Genomic DNA, 16024 nt, shown 5'->3' on the forward strand with positions numbered 1-16024 from the left:
AATATATCCCGGACATTTTCACCAAAATGATCCGGGCTCACCAAAAAGGTGCATTAGAGGATAATTAGCAGGCAGGGATTTTTTCCAGCCACTGCTGGCGTTGCCAGGAAAGCTGTTGTGCAGTATGTAATGATATTTGCTGAAAGCTGTATTGTGCACCAGGTAATGATTGTGCCAGATAGGGCAGATCAATCGCCGCAATGTGCGCAATTTTCGGGTAGCCGCCGGTCGTCTGGCTGTCAGCCATTAATATAATCGGCAATCCGTCAGCAGGTAATTGCACTGTACCGCAACTGACGGCTTCAGAATAGATATTTGCCGGTTGCAACAGAGACAGCTTCTCTCCCTGTAAGCGATACCCCATCCGGTTTGAGTTTTGACTCACGGTAAACTCACCGTTAATAAATTGTTTCTTTGCTTCTTCGGTTAATAAATTCCAGTGTTTACCCGGAATAAAACGTAATGTTTGCTGAGGCTGCGGGAAAATATCTGGCATGCCAAAAGGTGCCCGTAACCGGCTGATATTATGCAGTGGCCAGCGAAAATTCAGTCTGTCACCTTTTTGCAGATTGCGCCCCGAATATCCCCCAAATGTTGCGGCGAGACAGGTACTCTGGCTGCCCATTACTTCCGGCTGAGCAAATCCACCCTTAACCGCCAGATAACTACGCGCCCCTTTACGCCGCGCGCCGAAACTCAGTATTGAGCCGGCCGGCACACTCAGTGGGCGCAGCATTTCCACCGGCTCACCATCCAGTGTCGGAGAGAGATCAGCCCCGGTCAGTACAATCACGGCACGCCGCAGAAAGCGTAGTTTCGGTCCCTGCAATGTCATCTCCAGAGTCGCGGGATCATCACTGTTGCCTGCCAGCCGGTTAGCCAGCTGGTGAGAAAACAGGTCCATCACTCCACAGACCGGAACTCCGAATTGTTGCCAGCGATAACGTCCACTGTCGTATAACGCGCTGGCCAGCCCGGGATGTAAGATTTCAATGGCCACGCAGTGCCTCCTGTTGCAGTTTATCAAACTGTTTACGACTGATGGCCGAGAATCGCACGCTATCTCCGGCCTGTAACAGGCAGGGGGTTGGATGGTGAGCGCGGAACATTAGTAACGGGGTACGACCAATCAGGTTCCAGCCGCCAGGACTCTGCTGCGGATAAATCACGCTTTGCCGGTTAGCAATCCCGATAGCGCCCTGAGGCACACTTAATCGGGGAGTCGAGCGGCGTGGCATGGCAAAACAAGGATCCAGCATTCCGAGATAGGGGTGCCCCGGCAGGAAACCAATCATCATCACATCCACGGCCACAGACTGATGGCGTTCAATCACCTGTTTCGGCGTTAAACCACAGTGGTCAGCGATTTGCGGCAGGTCAGGAGCAAATTCAGGGTGATAACAGACAGGGATCACCACTTCCCGTGGCGTGTGTCTGCTGGCAGGTCGCCAGCTGTTGAGCAAGATTTCCAGCCGGTTATACATCTGGCTGTAGGGCGACAGTTGATTGTCCTGTGCCCAGAGTAAGCCGGGCTGATAATAGATCCCCAGAGTGGCGACCCCGGGCACAATATCGGTGACACCGGGCAACGCCTGTGAAGTCAGCCATGTAGCCAACTGACTGGTCAGCCGCCACGGGGTTTCCGGAACATCCAGGGTAACTATCAGGCAGTCTTCACCCGACGGGTCACAGCGCCAGCGTAGCGCAGAATACGACATTATTGACTCCACAAAGATGCCGGGAAACACTCCCGGCAGACACCCACTGACCGTTTATAATTATTTTGCGAACAGTTGAGACATATCTTTAAAAGCTTTGAATTCCAGAGCGTTGCCGCAAGGATCCAGCAGGAACATGGTCGCCTGCTCACCCACCTGCCCTTTAAAACGGACATAAGGTTCAATCACAAATTTGGTGTTGAAATCGCGCAGACGGGCCGCCAGGCTTTCCCACTCATCCCAGCTCAGGACAATCCCAAAATGAGGTACCGGTACATCGTGACCGTCCACCGGGTTGGTGTGAGCAGACTCCTGGGTCGCAGTGCGCGGATGCTCATGAATCACCAGTTGGTGACCATAAAAATCGAAATCGACCCACTGGGTACTGGAACGACCTTCAGACAGACCAAACACTTCACCGTAGAAATGACGGGCTGCAGGTAAATCATAAACCGGGATTGCCAGGTGAAAAGGACTTAGTGCCATAATTATATCTCCGACTGCTCAGTATTAGCTCAAGGGTGAGATGCCATTTTTATTGATATATTTTTTGATGAAAAGCGAATATTATTAGTTTCAATCAACAATTATTTTGATGAGTGGTAAGCCTGATGCTAAGAGAACTCAAAACCTTCGTTGCGGTCACTCAGTACGGGACCTTTGCCGCTGCCGGACAACGCATTGGGCTGACACAATCCGCGGTCAGTGCTCAAATGCGAATCCTGGAAAATGCCCTGGGTGTTCAGTTATTTGACCGCTCCGGGCGCAGTGTCATGCTGAGTGCAGCCGGCAACCGGATTCTGCCGATGGCCGAAGAGATCCTCGGTATTTTTGCCCGCATGTCCCAGCCAAATAATGTCAGTGAATATCGTGGAGTGGTTAAAATTGGTGCCATTTCTACCATTCAGTCCGGGCTGTTACCCGAGGTTCTGGTAGATATTCAACAGGTTGCTCCACATCTTGAAACCCGACTGGTGCCTGGCGTTTCGTTCAATCTGTTGTCGATGGTAGAAACCGGTGACGTGGATCTGGCGATTACCATCAAGCCCTCATTCAGCCTCGCTAAAGAACTCTGGTGCGAAACATTGTTACGGGAACCCTATGTGCTGATTGTTCCCGAAGGGGTAGACGGAGACGATGCCAGAACACTGCTGCGCGAACAACCTTTCGTTCGATATGACCGCACCTCATTCGGTGGCCGGCTGGTCAGCCAGTTTCTCCGCGAGCAACGACTGGAACCACGACAAATTCTTGAACTGGATGAAATTGAGGCCATTGTCAGGATGGTCGAAAATCGTCTGGGCGTTGCGCTGGTGCCACTTTCCGGCCAGTGGCTGAGCCGTAATGCCAGAGTACGGATTGTTCCGCTGCAGTCCAGAACCTTCTATCGTGAACTGATCATTGTCATGCGCCACGCTAATCGCCGTTCGTCACTGCATATGATGCTCACCCAATGCCTGTTGTCAGGCGCTAAAAGGCTGGAAAGTCACTGGCCAGCACCCGATGCTGAGTGATATTCCATGAGTACAACTCAGGACTGGGTATCGGTGAAATAGTTACGCAGCAACTGCCACATATGCTGAGCAGCAGGGGTAAACCGACGGTCTGAGTTACGCAGCAGGTGGCACTGTGATTCACGGGCTATCGGGTGGTCAATCGGAATCGCCACCAGTTTACCGGCAGAAATCATCTGACCCGCGGCCCTGGCCGACATACAGGAAATCCCTAATCCGGCGACACTGAGTTCCATCGCCGTTGAAAACAAATTACAACGGTAGGCCGGGGTAAAAATTAACCCGCAACTACGAAACATCGCGTTCATGTAACGTTGAAGACCAAACTGTTCGGTCAGCGCTATCAGCCGCTGATCCGCCAGGGTTTCGATACTAATCGTTTGCTCGCCGCTCAACGGATGGTCTGGCGACATTACTGCACATACCGGCCCCCAGCCAAAACTATGCCGTTTCACTTCCGGGTTGCCGATAGGTCCGAAAGCCATGGCCATATCGGTTTCGCTATGAATGACCGCGTTCAGCATCTCCTGCATGCTGGCTACCGTAATTTCAACAAACACCTGCGGATAAGATTTGGAAAAATGGGTCACAATTTCATGAATAAAGGTTGTCACCAGCCCGCCGCCAATCCGGATGGATACACTGCCCCCTTGCATATGGCGCAGATCTTTCAGATGCCCTTCCAGTTTCAGTCTGCGCTGACGGCTTTCGAAAAAATCCTCAGCCAGCAAACGTCCTGCTTCGGTCAGTACCACATTACGCCCACGACGTTCCAGAAGCGGCAACTGTAAATCACGCTCCAGTTGCGCAATCTGCCGGCTTATCACTGACGGATTAATTCCCAGAATATCGGCAGCACGGCGAATACCTCCCTGGATACCGACTTCATACAGGTAGCTCATTGGCTTTTCATGAAACATTTGCGGAGGATCCAGGGTAAGTGTTGACCTGAAAGCAACAATAACACCGTTTATCTGATATTTATATTCTTAAAACGCTTTTAGATAATCGGACTGAATAACGGCAGGTGACAGGCAGTAAATTTTGTTTTTATCACTGCACCATAATAGCGCCACTGCACCAATATAATGCCGATTATTTACTGATAACCTTATTGATATAACTCATTCTGCGCGGTCGGTTGTAAATTTATACCAATATAAACAATCACCCGGACAGATATTGTTTATCCAGCAAGCTTCAGTTTTATTGCAGGCACAATCCCTGCTAACACTCTATTTTGTGGACAGACAAAATAAAGCCCGGCATCTTCCAGCACCAGGGAAATAACCGACTGAAATATGACAGAGAATAATTATGAGCGATAACAACATGACCAAACCAAGCCCGGCGGAGGATGAAACCGCCCTGAAAGTCACCCCCGGGGCATGGATCGCCCTGATAGCTGTGTTACTGGTTTTTTCCGGCCTGTTTTTCAAGGTCAAAGGAATGGACTGGCTGGGGGCCTTTGATTTCACGACGCTGGGAGGTGCCTTCGGTACTATGAAATCCGCAGGCGGCACATTTGTTGGCAGTGGGGGATTCGGCGCCAAAGCCGGCTTCCTGTTTGCCTTGTCACTGGTCCCCACCGTCATGCTCGCCCTGGGATTACTGGAAATTTTCACCCACTACGGGGCAATCCGCGCCGCCCATAAACTCCTGACACCGCTGCTGAAACCACTACTGGGGCTGCCAGGCTTTACCGGACTTGCGCTCATCACCGATCTGCAAAGTACCGATGCAGGGGCCGCTCTGAGTAAGGAACTGTACGACAGCAAACGGATAACCCGTAAACACGTGATTATTATGGGTGCCTGGCAATATTCCGGCGCAGGACTGATTAATAACTATTTTGCGATTGGTTCAGCGCTGTTTGCCTCATTAACGACCCCGCTTATCGTTCCACTACTGCTGATGTTCGTACTTAAATTTGTTGGCGCAGGGCTGGTCAGACTGGCCTTAAACACAGTCTATAAAAAGGATTTCATCAATGAGTAATCAGCTAAATACCCGCGCGAACCCGTTCGACATTTTTGTGATTGGCGCCCGTAAAGGGTTCAATATTGCTATCAATAATCTGATGCCGAACGTAGTCATGGCCTACGTGATTGCCGAAATGCTGAATTTGCTTGGGGTGATGCAGTTTATTGGCCATGTTTTCGCGCCGGTAATGGGAATTTTTGGTCTGCCCGGTGAAGCGGTCACAGTATTACTGACGGCCTGGCTCTCCTCTTCTGCCGGAACCGGCGTCGCCGTCAGCCTGCTGACAAAAGGTACCCTCGATCCTGCACAAATCACCATTTTAATTCCGGCTATCTTCCTGATGGGTGCTCAGTTGCAATACATGGGCCGGCTACTTGGTGTGGCAGATGTGCCGAAAAAATACTGGCCATTACTGATGCTAACCAGCATCGTCAATGCCGTGATTTCTATGCTGATTATGCGTTTTATTGCCTGAAACTATCCACGCGTTCCCGGCGGTATTCCCTGGCCGTCGGGCAGAAAAGATCAAGGAGAGAAGTATGTCACGCACTTTAGAGCACTTTAACGTGCTGCACGAAATTCCCGAGTTAGGTTTTAAAGAGTTTAAGACGTCAGCTTACATCGCTTCGGCGCTGGAAGCCGTCGGATTTAAGGTGACCCGCAACTTTAACGGTACAACCGGTATCATTGCTGAACTGGACAGCGGTAAGCCAGGCCCGGTGTTAGCCCTACGCGCCGATATGGATGCACTGGGCCACATTATTGACGGGCAGCATGTCGCCCGCCACACCTGCGGCCACGATGGCCACTCCTCGGTGGTCCTGACTGCCGCAGAAGAAACGCTGCGTGAAGGCCTGGTGAAGAAAGGTCGTCTGAAAATATTGTTCCAGCCTGCCGAAGAGTTGGGAACCGGAGCCATCGCGCTGGTCGAAGGCGGCGCGCTGGATGATGTGGATATGCTGCTCGGTTTCCACCTGCGCCCTCTGGAAGAGTGTTCAATGGGTCAGGCTGTCGCGGCGATGTACTATTCCGCTTCCGCCACCGTAGAAGCGGTATTTACCGGCAAAGCTGCCCATGCCGCACGTCCACACCTTGGGGTCAATGCTCTGGATGCCGCCGTCCAGGCAGTACAGGCGGTAAACACCATTCACCTCTCCCCTTCTCTGACCTTCAGTGCCAAAGCCACGCGCTTTCTGTGTGATGCCGGAGTGACCAATTCAATTCCTTCTGAAGCCACCGTCTGCTGGGACTTACGTTCTGCCGAAAATGCCCCGATGGCTGAGCTGAAACAGAAAGTCACCGCTGCCCTTCAGGGAAGCGCTACCGCCCTGGGCGCTACGGTCGACATAAAAATTCTCAAGGAGATGCCGGCTGCGATTATTGATGATGAAGCCACCCAAATCATCAGCCAGGCTATCCGCGAGAATCTGGGGGAAGACGCTCTGCTCCCGGCGCGGGCAACCCCTGGCAGCGAAGATTTTTTCCATTATCTGCGTCTTTGCCCGCAGGTGAAAGGCGGGTTCTGGGGACTGGGCTGTAACCTCACCCCGGGCCTGCACCACCCGGAAATGCACTTTGATCGAGATGCTCTGGCGATTGGGGTAAAAATCTTTAAATCCTGCGTACAGCAGGTGCTCGGCGAATAATGGTCACGGCCTCCCTGAAACCGGAGGCCGTCATTTTTTCTGAACATATTGTTGCACAACACCCGCCATATCCACATTCCGTAACCTTAATTCCGGGTCCTCTCTGCCACGGGCTGTTTATGATAAGACATTGCTTGTCATCAACCTTTATCAGGGAGAACTCATGCTGTTAGCCAAACGTCCCAGCCAATTTTTTACTCCGTTGGCCCTGGGGGTTGTCACTTTACTGGCGACTCTTAGTTGTTCCGCGGCACAGGCCGCCAACCGGCAGTGTTCACTCTCTCTGCCTCCCTCCAGCCAGCCGGTGACCGGGGAACTACAGCAAGCCATCGATCAATGCAGTTTACAGGGTGGCGGGACGGTAACATTACCTACAGGAGTCTGGGTAAGTGGACCCCTGCAACTGAAAAGTCATGTGACATTACATCTGGCTGCCGGCAGTGTGCTGAAATCAACGGCTAACCCTTCCGATTTTACCCCGGCATTTATAAGCCAGCCTCTGCGACCTCATGAAGCATTAATCATCGCCAGCCATGTCAGCGATATCGGGCTCACCGGACCGGGAACTATTGACGGACAAGGTCAGCACGGCTGGTGGCCACTGGCCAGCGAGGCGCGGGACCATCTGAAACAGGGAGACAGCCAGTGGTTTAGCCAGCACTGGCCGGGTATTCCTGCCGCTAACGGGATGCCGCGTCCCTGGCTGATTGAATTTGATCATGTTCAGCAAGCCAGAATTAACCAACTGCGGGTCATTAACTCGCCGATGTGGAACGTAGTACTGCGCAACAGCCAGAATATTGCCATGACTAACAGTTCGGTGACTAATCCGCCGGACTCACCGAATACCGACGGGGTAGACATCGTGTCTTCGCAGAATATTACCCTACGCCATCTGACACTCTCGACCGGGGATGATGATATCTCGATAAAATCCGGCCTGGCGGGCTCCGGAAAGGCTGCTGCCAGCCGTGATATCACTATCGAAGATATTGATGTACACCGTGGCCACGGTATTTCCGTAGGCAGTGAAACGGCTAATGGTATTGGTCGTATTACCCTAAATAATCTGACATTTACCGGTACCGATAATGGCCTGCGTATTAAATCCGGACGCGACCGGGGCAGCCGTATTGGCCCGTTAATGGCAAATAATCTGAAGATGAGCCATGTCCGTGTTCCATTGGTGATTACGGACAGCTATGGCGGTAATGGCGGATATTCCGCTGACAGTGTCAGTGCCCTCAGCCCTGAACCTGTCAGCCGCTACACACCCTTTATCCACGATATTTCGGTCAACCATCTGACCGCGACCGGGGCAGACAGTGCCGGGATAATCAGTGGGTTACCGGAAGCGCCACTGCAAAATATTCAACTGAAAAATATCAGAATCTCCGCCCGCCACGGGCTACAGAGTCGTTACGTTGTCGGCCTGCGCAGTCACGTAGATGTCACAACGTTGCCGCATGTGCTGCCATGGCTTCAGGGACCGGACAGTCACTGGACAGCCAGCTAATCACAGAGTAGGTTAAACGCCGCCCGGGAGCCCTCTTCCGGGCGGGATTCTGTGCCTTGCGGGCTTTCCGGGAGAAAAGGATGATGCAATATTCCGATCAATTTTTACCGCAATACCAGTTTCGAGAACAGCATCAACGCCAAATCCCTGCCACCCCGCAGCGTGTCATTATTGCCGCTGAACACTACCGTCCCGAACAAGACCCGTTCTTCCGGAAAATGATTCAACTACGGGAATGGCCACAACGGCTACTGGAACGCACAGGGTGCCGCCCGACATCAGGACATCCTCCCTTCAGCATGGACAATTTCACACTGTTGGAGCGTTCCCATAATTTCCAACTGGCTTATGGGTTGATGGGCAGGTTTTGGGAAGCAGGCTACGGGTTAACTCCTGTCGCAGATATCGACTTTTTCACTGATACCCATCTGCCAGGTACCGCCCGGCTATTACTCACTTTCCAGGCCCTGCCAATCGATGCACAGGTCAGCGTACTGATCACCGAAACCCGGGTATTTTGTCCGGACTCAGCCAGCCTGAAGGCATTTACACCCTACTGGTATCTGATTCGTCCGGTCAGCGGGATGATCCGTCGTCGTATGCTGTCGGCCATTGCCCGCAATGTTACCGGGGGGTGATCCCGTTTTCCGTGGGCAGATGCCATTTACCTGCTGTCTGTCACAGCTAAGGTATTCCAACCCCCCGGCAAAGCCCTGAGCCGCAAAATTATCCTCTGCTCCGCGCCAGCCATTGTACTCCATGGTCTTCACAGACAATCATTGCTCCCTCTGCAGCGCAGTGATACCATCAATCAGCCATATAGATGGCTAAAACCTGCTTAAAAAAATCACCTCAACACTGAATTACGCGTAATAAGGAATGGGTATGTGGCAACAACGACTGGCGGACTTAGTCACCGCCTGCCATTGGATTGGCAGCAAAGGCTGGGCGCCCGCGACCGGTGGCAATATGTCTGTCCGTCAGGACAGCCAATGGTGCTGGCTGAGTGAATCCGGTCGCGATAAAGGCGCTCTGACCACAGATGATTTCCTGCAGGTTGATATTACTACACTGCAGGCACCCTCGGGGCGCAAACCCTCCGCTGAAACCGGCCTGCATACCCTGATTTACCGTTTGTTTCCTGAGGCCAATGTGGTTCTGCATGTCCATACCTCGAATGCCACAGTGTTGTCGCGCATCGAAACCGGCCCACAACTTAACCTGTCCGGTTATGAAATGCAGAAAACCCTGAGCGGCCAGACCAGCCACCTGGATACCGTACCGATTGCCGTGTTCGACAATGATCAGGATATTGCCGCGCTGGCTGAGCGAATAGAACAGTGGTCAGCCACCCATCCGCTGAAATACGGCTTCCTGCTGCGCGGCCACGGCCTGACCTGCTGGGGTAAAGATGTCAGCGAAGCCCGCCGCCATCTGGAAGGACTGGAATTTCTGTTTGAATGTGAGCTAAAACGCCGACTGTACCAGCGCGATTAATCTCCCGAATGAAAGGCCATCAGGATGGCTCATACAGAATGAGTTACCCACACCATTCACTTATTGATACGTTTCCCTGCATTCGGGGAACACAAATTTTCACCGATATGACAGGCAGTAACTGATGAAAACAGCAAACAACCTGACCAGTACCCACTGGGGGAGTTACCACGTAGAAACGACGGGTGATAAAATCGCGTCCATGACACCAGTGGCCTGGGATAAAAACCCGTCCCGGATTGGTCAGTCAATGCCAGAGGCCATTACCGGCAATACCCGCATCCGCCGCCCGGCGGTACGGCTGGGCTACCTGAAAAACGGGCCGGCTTCCCGTGAAGGACGAGGCAAAGAACCGTTTGTCGAAGTCAGCTGGGAGCAGGCGCTCGATTTGGTCGCCCGTGAAATGCAATCGGTAAAACAACGCCACGGAAACCAGGCCATTTATGGTGGCTCATACGGCTGGGGCAGTGCCGGTCGTTTTCATCATGTTCAAAGCCAGTTGCACCGGTTCTTGAAGGGGTTCGGCGGTTATACCGCCAGTACCAATACCTACAGCAGTGCCGCCGGTGAGCGCATCCTGCCCCATATTCTCGGGCCACTCAGTCCGCTGCATACCCGGCATACCCACTTTTCGGTACTGGCAGAACACTGCGAAGTATTTGTGGCGATTGGTGGCCTGCCGCTAAGAAACTCGCAGGTTAATGTCGGTGGAGCCAGTGACCATATGCTGAAACACTGGCTGGAAACCCTGCAGGCAAACGGGGTCAAATTTATCAATGTCAGCCCGGTCAAAAATGATCTGAGTGCCGTCAGCAATGCGCAGTGGCTGCCGGTCAAACCCGGCACCGACACCGCACTGTTGCTGGCCCTGTGTCAGACCTTAATCAGCGAAAATCTGCATGATACGGATTTCATTGCCAGCCACACCGTCGGCTTCGAGCCGTTACGTCAGTATCTGGCGGGTGAAACCGACGGGGTGGTTAAAAGCGCGGCGTGGGCCGCCTCCATCACCGGGTTGGCGGCAGAACAGATTACCGGGCTTGCCCGGACTCTCGCCGGTCACCGCAGCATGGTGAATATTTCCTGGTCATTGCAGCGTTCGCGCCAGGGTGAACAGGCTTACTGGGCCACAGTAGCGTTAACTGCGCTGCTGGGTCAGATAGGTACGCCGGGCGGTGGACTGGCGTTTGGCTATGCCTGTACCAACCTTGCCGGTGCTGACCGGGTCGCATTTTCCGGGCCACGCCTGCCCGCCGGGGAAAATAAGGTGAACACCATAATCCCGGTCGCCAGACTGTCAGATATGCTGTTAAATCCCGGTGGTGAGTATCAGTTCGATGGTCAGGACTGTCGCTATCCGGATATCCGGATGGTCTACTGGGCCGGAGGGAATGCATTTCACCATCACCAGGATCTGAACCGGCTGGTCGACGCGTGGCGACAGCCTGAAACGGTGGTGGTCCACGAACAATACTGGACCGCTCAGGCGAAATTCTCCGATATCGTGCTGCCTGCTACGACAGCACTGGAACGCAATGATATCGGCAGTGGCAGTCACGACGGTTTTATGGTCGCCATGCGTCAGCATATTCCGCCGGTCGGCGATGCGCGTGATGATTATGCCATTTTCTGTGGCCTGGCAGAGCGCCTTAACTTTGCCGATACCTTTACCGAAGGGCGTAATCCGGAACAATGGCTGAAACATCTTTATGAAGAATCCCGCCCACGGGCCGAACAGGATGGTATCAGTCTGCCGAAGTTTGATGATTTCTGGGAACTGGGTAAGCTGGAGTTCGATCGTCCTGCCAGCCCGCAGATATTCTTATCGGCGTTTCGTGCTGACCCGCAGCAAAATCCGCTCTCTACGCCATCCGGTAAAATTGAGCTGTTTTCTGAAACCGTGGCCGGGTTTGGTTACCGTGAGTGTCCGGGCTATCCGTTCTGGGATACTCAGGAATATGATTATCAACAGCAGCAGGCAGCAGAATGGCCACTGCATTTACTTTCCAGCCAGCCCAGAACCCGGCTACACAGCCAGTATGATCATGGCAGCGTCAGCCGTCAGACCAAGATTCAGGGCCGCGAACCCTTATGGATGCACCCCGAAGATGCTGCAGCACGTAATATCAGTGAAGGATCGGTCGTCAGGGTCTTTAACCAGCGCGGGGCAATTCTGGCAGGAGTCCATCTGAGCGACCAGATCCGCCAGGGTGTCGTGCAAATCTCAACCGGTGCCTGGTATGATCCGCAAGATCCGTCAGTTCCGGGATCACTGGATAAACACGGCAATCCTAATGTTCTTACCGAAGATCGTGGCAGTTCACGGCTTGGCCAGGGGTGCAGTGCTCAGAGCTGTAAAGTTGAGATTGAGCACTGGCTGCAACCCGTTCCGGAAATTACTGCTTTTTCCCCCCCGGAATTTGTTGAAATAAATTAATCTTACAACTCTGATGACCCGCGAACCGGCAATAGCGCAGCAACAGCCGGTCAGCGAGGTTATCGCATACTTAAGCCGGTTAATGTTAGTACCTTAAGAGAAAAACCTGGGTTCTGCTGGTATAAATTGTTGCCCGGCGGCACACTGACAGAGTCAGATGCACAGTACCGGCCTACCCTCCTCAGCATACTTTGTGGATCGCTGGCTGGCATCTGTCTCTAACGCACTACTACGGCTGAATGAATGACCCCGGCGGTCGGCTGGCAGAAAGCTGACCACCCCGGCGATTTTTTATCACTACGGAGTTTTACACTGTGTCTGAACCGCTTTTATATCCGGATGAACCTGCCGCCTTTACAGTGACCAATCCTGAAGGCACCTCACCCTTTCTCATCCTGTGCGACCATGCAGGAAAGCAGATCCCACGTCGGCTCGGGAGCCTTGGCCTGAAAGAGTCTGATATTCAGCGGCACATTGGCTGGGATATTGGCGCACTCGCGGTCTCAACACTTCTCAGTCAGTCACTAGACGCGACACTGGTTTCTCAGACCTATTCACGACTGGTGATCGACTGCAACCGGACCCCGGGGGTGGAAAGTTCCATCCCGCTGTTATCTGAAGATACGGTGATCCCTGGCAATGAAGGGATCTCCGCGCAACAAAAAGAAGCCCGTTGCCGGGAGATCTTCACCCCCTATCACGATCAGATCCGGCAGATCCTGGAACAACGACGCCAGCGCGGCCAGACCACCTGTATTCTGGCCATGCACAGCTTTACCCCGGTCTATCTTGGCGTTGCCCGCCCGTGGCATATCGGCGTTTTATACAACCGTCTGAAAGCCTATCCACATGCCTTACTGAAAAGTCTGCATCAACGTAATCAATGGGTAATTGGTGATAACGAACCGTATTCGGTCTCGGATGCCACTGATTACGCGCTGCCACAACATGCCGAAAAGAACGGGATTCCTGCGGTTGAAATTGAATTACGTCAGGATTTAATTGCCGAAAGTGAAGGGCAACAACGCTGGGCAAAAGATCTCGATCTTCTGTTCCGTGAAGCCTGGAGCAACTATCCTGGCGAAGCAAACTAACCCTTCAGAGTGAATCTGCATTTTTCGTCCCCGTCGACCCGGGGGCTATCTGACCTGTGAATATTCATCGGTCTGTTCGGTTTTCCCGACATTCATTGCCACCACCATGCCAGCCATGGCGGCCCAGGTCAGCCACTGAAATGCCTGTTGCCATTCGCTGGCGTTCTGCCCTTTGCCCGGGAATACGCCGAGAACCGCTAAAGTGATCGCCCCGCTCAGATACTGGCTGGTGACAATCACCGCGCTGGCGCGCCCCTGTGAATCCGTGGCGACCCCGCTAAGACCCAGACTGAATATCGCCGGATAGACCATGCCATGACCGAGACCGCTTAGGATCACCCCGACTACAAACCACAGCGATTGCTGACTCAACGCCTCGCTTCCCTGCAGGTAAAACCCTGCAGCGCAGATTAAAAAACCCATGCATAGCAGTTGCGGCGCACGGTATCGGCCCGATAAACCACGATAAACACGGTTACCGGCGATAATTAACACCGCCAGGGGGACAAATAGCATCCCCGTCTGCAGGGCACTGAAATGGTAATATTGCTGCCAGAGCAAAGTCAGCAGGTAAAACTGACTACCGGCACTGGCCATATAACAGGCACTGGCCAGCCAGCTGGCCTGAAACGAAGCCTGCCGTCTTAACGCCGGGGATATCAGTGGCCGTGACGACCATTTTTCGTGCAAAAAAAAACCCCCTGTCAGCACGGCTGCCAGCCGGTTCAGCAGATAATCAGGCCCACCGTCCTGACTGAGCCGTAGTAAAGCCAGAACCAGACAACCTGCCGCCGCACTACCGACTAAGGCTCCTGGCGTGAAAAGCACCCGGGTTTCAGGACGCGGTAGCACTGGAAAATGTCGCCATACCAGCCACAGGATCAGCGTACCTGCCGGGATATTCATTAAAAATATCAGTGGCCAGTAGAGCTGACTGAATATCCCGCCCAGTATCACTCCGGCCACTAATCCCAGGGCGCCGGTAGCACTCCAGACTGTCAACGCCTGCCGGTACGCTTTGCCTGCAAAACGACCTGCCATCAGCGCCAGAATTGACGGTTGCATAAAGGCAGCGGCTACGCCCTGTAACGCCCGTGCCACCAGTAACCATTCCGGCCGGTACGCCAGCGCCCCGGCAACGGAAGCCAGCATAAACAGACCCATCGCCATGCTGAACGTTAACCTTGCGCCCGCCCGATCGCATACGGCTCCACCCGCCAGTAAAAATGCCGCAAAACAGAGCCCATATACCGCCATAATGCCCGTAGCTTCCGCGCTACTGAGTTGCAGTTGACGGGTAATTACCGGCAATGCCACAAACATTACCGCATAATCCAGTGCAATCATTGCCTGTGCCAGACCGGGGACAACCCTGGCGAAAGTGGACGGCCTGCCAGACCATGGGCTTATACCAGGATGCATCTCTCTCTCCGTCATAAAAATGAATAAAATTCATGATTGAATGTTCCGGAGAACAGATTAATGCTTTGCTATACTGGATGACAAAATCATATATTTCATTTAAAGATGAGTTTAATTCAGCTATGAAGCCCACCAGACTGCCACCGTTACTTTCTCTGCGTGCTTTTGATGCGGTGGCCAGACTTTTAAGTTTCAAGCTGGCCGGTGACGATATTGGCGTGACACCTACGGCGATCAGCCACCAGATCCGCACCCTGGAAGAGTCGCTGCAATGCCGGTTGTTTGAGCGCTCCGCAAGAGGAGTCTCCCTGACTCATGACGGAGCCATATTGTTCCGTGCGACCTCTGCTGCCTTTTCCACACTACGGCAGGCGGTTGAAGAAATTACTTTGCCGCGCCCCCGGGGAGCAGTGACCCTGAGTACCACCTCAAATTTTATGACTCACTGGCTGATCCCCCGGTTACCCTCTCTAAAAATCTCCTGCCCTGATCTCGAACTCCACCTGCACACCAGCACCGCTGTGGTGGATATCCGTGGTTCACTGGCCGACTGCGCAATACGCTACAGCCAGCACGTGAACCCGTCCCTGGCCAATACGCTGCTGTGCCGGGACCGTTTTATTCTGGTGGCCAGCCCTTCGCTGGCCATCACCGGGAATGATGACCTGCGACATCAGACTCTGTTTCATATAGATAACCGGCAAATACCTCAGCCTTCACCTGACTGGAAACACTGGCAACAGGTATTTGGCCCGGCAGAACTCGATATCCAGGCGGGAATACATTTCAATGATGAAAGTCACGCCTTACAGGCAGCGATTGCCGGCCAGGGCGTACTCATTGCCAGTGAATTACTGGCCAGAGATGCGCTGAATAAGAAGATATTGCAGGCGCCTTTAGCGCAGAGTCTACCCGGGGGAGAATATTATTTTGTGACCAGCCCGGAGAAACAACAGTGGCCGGAGATACAGCAATTATCCCGCTGGCTGGCAGAGGAATTTTCAACAGCGCGGTCTGCAAATTCCCTGAAATAATCAGGGCATAGCCCTACGTCATTCCACGTAAAAACGCACTTGTCAGCGTGAAAATATTTGTGATAATTTTATCTACGCGGGGAAAATATATCTCCCGCAAACTTCGCCCATAACTCCAGGCAATTAACCTGTATAATCGATAAATATCAAAATATAATTCTGT

Annotated in this window: 15 protein-coding genes; 10 read left to right on the forward strand and 5 right to left on the reverse strand. The window is 53.0% G+C overall.

From position 1 onward, the window contains the following. Nucleotides 1–64 precede the first annotated feature (64 nt). The 3 genes from HA49_RS17445 to HA49_RS17455 are packed head-to-tail and all read right to left on the reverse strand — an operon-like array spanning nucleotide 65 to nucleotide 2204. Nucleotides 65–1000 carry a 5-oxoprolinase subunit C family protein gene (locus HA49_RS17445; RefSeq protein ID WP_038015567.1) on the reverse strand — a complete coding sequence of 312 codons (936 nt, stop codon included), beginning with the start codon at nucleotides 998–1000 and terminating at the stop codon, nucleotides 65–67. Next, complete coding sequence (pxpB, locus tag HA49_RS17450) at nucleotides 990–1718, reverse strand: 5-oxoprolinase subunit PxpB (protein WP_038015568.1); 729 nt, start codon at nucleotides 1716–1718, stop codon at nucleotides 990–992. The genes HA49_RS17445 and pxpB overlap by 11 nt, the downstream gene beginning before the upstream one ends. A 60-nt stretch (nucleotides 1719–1778) precedes the next feature. Further along, complete coding sequence (locus HA49_RS17455) at nucleotides 1779–2204, reverse strand: VOC family protein (protein ID WP_038015570.1); 426 nt, start codon at nucleotides 2202–2204, stop codon at nucleotides 1779–1781. Nucleotides 2205–2329: 125 nt separating this feature from the next. On the opposite strand from HA49_RS17455, the gene HA49_RS17460 reads away from it, so the two are divergent. Then, the gene (locus HA49_RS17460; RefSeq protein WP_038015572.1) at nucleotides 2330–3232 is read left to right on the forward strand and encodes a LysR family transcriptional regulator; all 903 of its coding nucleotides are present in this window, start codon (nucleotides 2330–2332) and stop codon (nucleotides 3230–3232) included. Nucleotides 3233–3249: 17 nt separating this feature from the next. Here HA49_RS17460 and HA49_RS17465 read toward each other — a convergent pair whose 3' ends face one another. Continuing rightward, complete coding sequence (locus HA49_RS17465) at nucleotides 3250–4152, reverse strand: LysR family transcriptional regulator (protein ID WP_038015574.1); 903 nt, start codon at nucleotides 4150–4152, stop codon at nucleotides 3250–3252. A gap of 397 nt (nucleotides 4153–4549) precedes the next feature. Here HA49_RS17465 and HA49_RS17470 point away from each other — a divergent pair, with 397 nt between their 5' ends. The 8 genes from HA49_RS17470 to HA49_RS17505 all read left to right on the forward strand — a co-directional run bounded on the left by HA49_RS17470 (nucleotide 4550) and on the right by HA49_RS17505 (nucleotide 13405). Then, a complete protein-coding gene (locus HA49_RS17470) occupies nucleotides 4550–5230 on the forward strand; it encodes a nucleoside recognition domain-containing protein (RefSeq protein ID WP_038015576.1) in 681 nt (226 codons plus the stop codon). Continuing rightward, nucleotides 5223–5690 (forward strand): YjiG family protein, encoded by a 468-nt coding sequence (locus tag HA49_RS17475; protein WP_038015578.1) that lies wholly within the window; start codon nucleotides 5223–5225, stop codon nucleotides 5688–5690. The genes HA49_RS17470 and HA49_RS17475 overlap by 8 nt, the downstream gene beginning before the upstream one ends. Before the next feature lie 64 nt (nucleotides 5691–5754). Further along, nucleotides 5755–6861 carry a M20 peptidase aminoacylase family protein gene (locus HA49_RS17480; protein ID WP_038015580.1) on the forward strand — a complete coding sequence of 369 codons (1107 nt, stop codon included), beginning with the start codon at nucleotides 5755–5757 and terminating at the stop codon, nucleotides 6859–6861. Nucleotides 6862–7024: 163 nt separating this feature from the next. Next, nucleotides 7025–8377 carry a glycoside hydrolase family 28 protein gene (locus HA49_RS17485; protein ID WP_038015582.1) on the forward strand — a complete coding sequence of 451 codons (1353 nt, stop codon included), beginning with the start codon at nucleotides 7025–7027 and terminating at the stop codon, nucleotides 8375–8377. Between the two features lie 80 nt (nucleotides 8378–8457). Then, nucleotides 8458–9015, forward strand: a complete 558-nt coding sequence (locus HA49_RS17490; protein WP_245610234.1) for a hypothetical protein — start codon at nucleotides 8458–8460, stop codon at nucleotides 9013–9015. Between the two features lie 247 nt (nucleotides 9016–9262). Then, nucleotides 9263–9874 (forward strand): methylthioribulose 1-phosphate dehydratase, encoded by a 612-nt coding sequence (locus HA49_RS17495; protein ID WP_038015584.1) that lies wholly within the window; start codon nucleotides 9263–9265, stop codon nucleotides 9872–9874. A 124-nt stretch (nucleotides 9875–9998) separates the two neighbouring features. After that, the gene (locus HA49_RS17500; RefSeq protein WP_038015586.1) at nucleotides 9999–12311 is read left to right on the forward strand and encodes a molybdopterin-dependent oxidoreductase; all 2313 of its coding nucleotides are present in this window, start codon (nucleotides 9999–10001) and stop codon (nucleotides 12309–12311) included. Between the two features lie 314 nt (nucleotides 12312–12625). Then, nucleotides 12626–13405 carry an N-formylglutamate amidohydrolase gene (locus HA49_RS17505; protein WP_038015588.1) on the forward strand — a complete coding sequence of 260 codons (780 nt, stop codon included), beginning with the start codon at nucleotides 12626–12628 and terminating at the stop codon, nucleotides 13403–13405. A gap of 45 nt (nucleotides 13406–13450) precedes the next feature. On the opposite strand, the gene HA49_RS17510 is transcribed toward HA49_RS17505, so the two are convergent. Further along, complete coding sequence (locus HA49_RS17510) at nucleotides 13451–14827, reverse strand: MFS transporter (protein ID WP_052752540.1); 1377 nt, start codon at nucleotides 14825–14827, stop codon at nucleotides 13451–13453. Nucleotides 14828–14949: 122 nt separating this feature from the next. Between HA49_RS17510 and HA49_RS17515 the strand changes: the two genes are divergently transcribed. Next, a complete protein-coding gene (locus HA49_RS17515) occupies nucleotides 14950–15861 on the forward strand; it encodes a LysR substrate-binding domain-containing protein (RefSeq protein ID WP_038015806.1) in 912 nt (303 codons plus the stop codon). Nucleotides 15862–16024: the final 163 nt, after the last annotated feature.

Source organism: Tatumella morbirosei (genome assembly GCF_000757425.2).
Classification (GTDB): Bacteria; Pseudomonadota; Gammaproteobacteria; order Enterobacterales; family Enterobacteriaceae; genus Tatumella; species Tatumella morbirosei.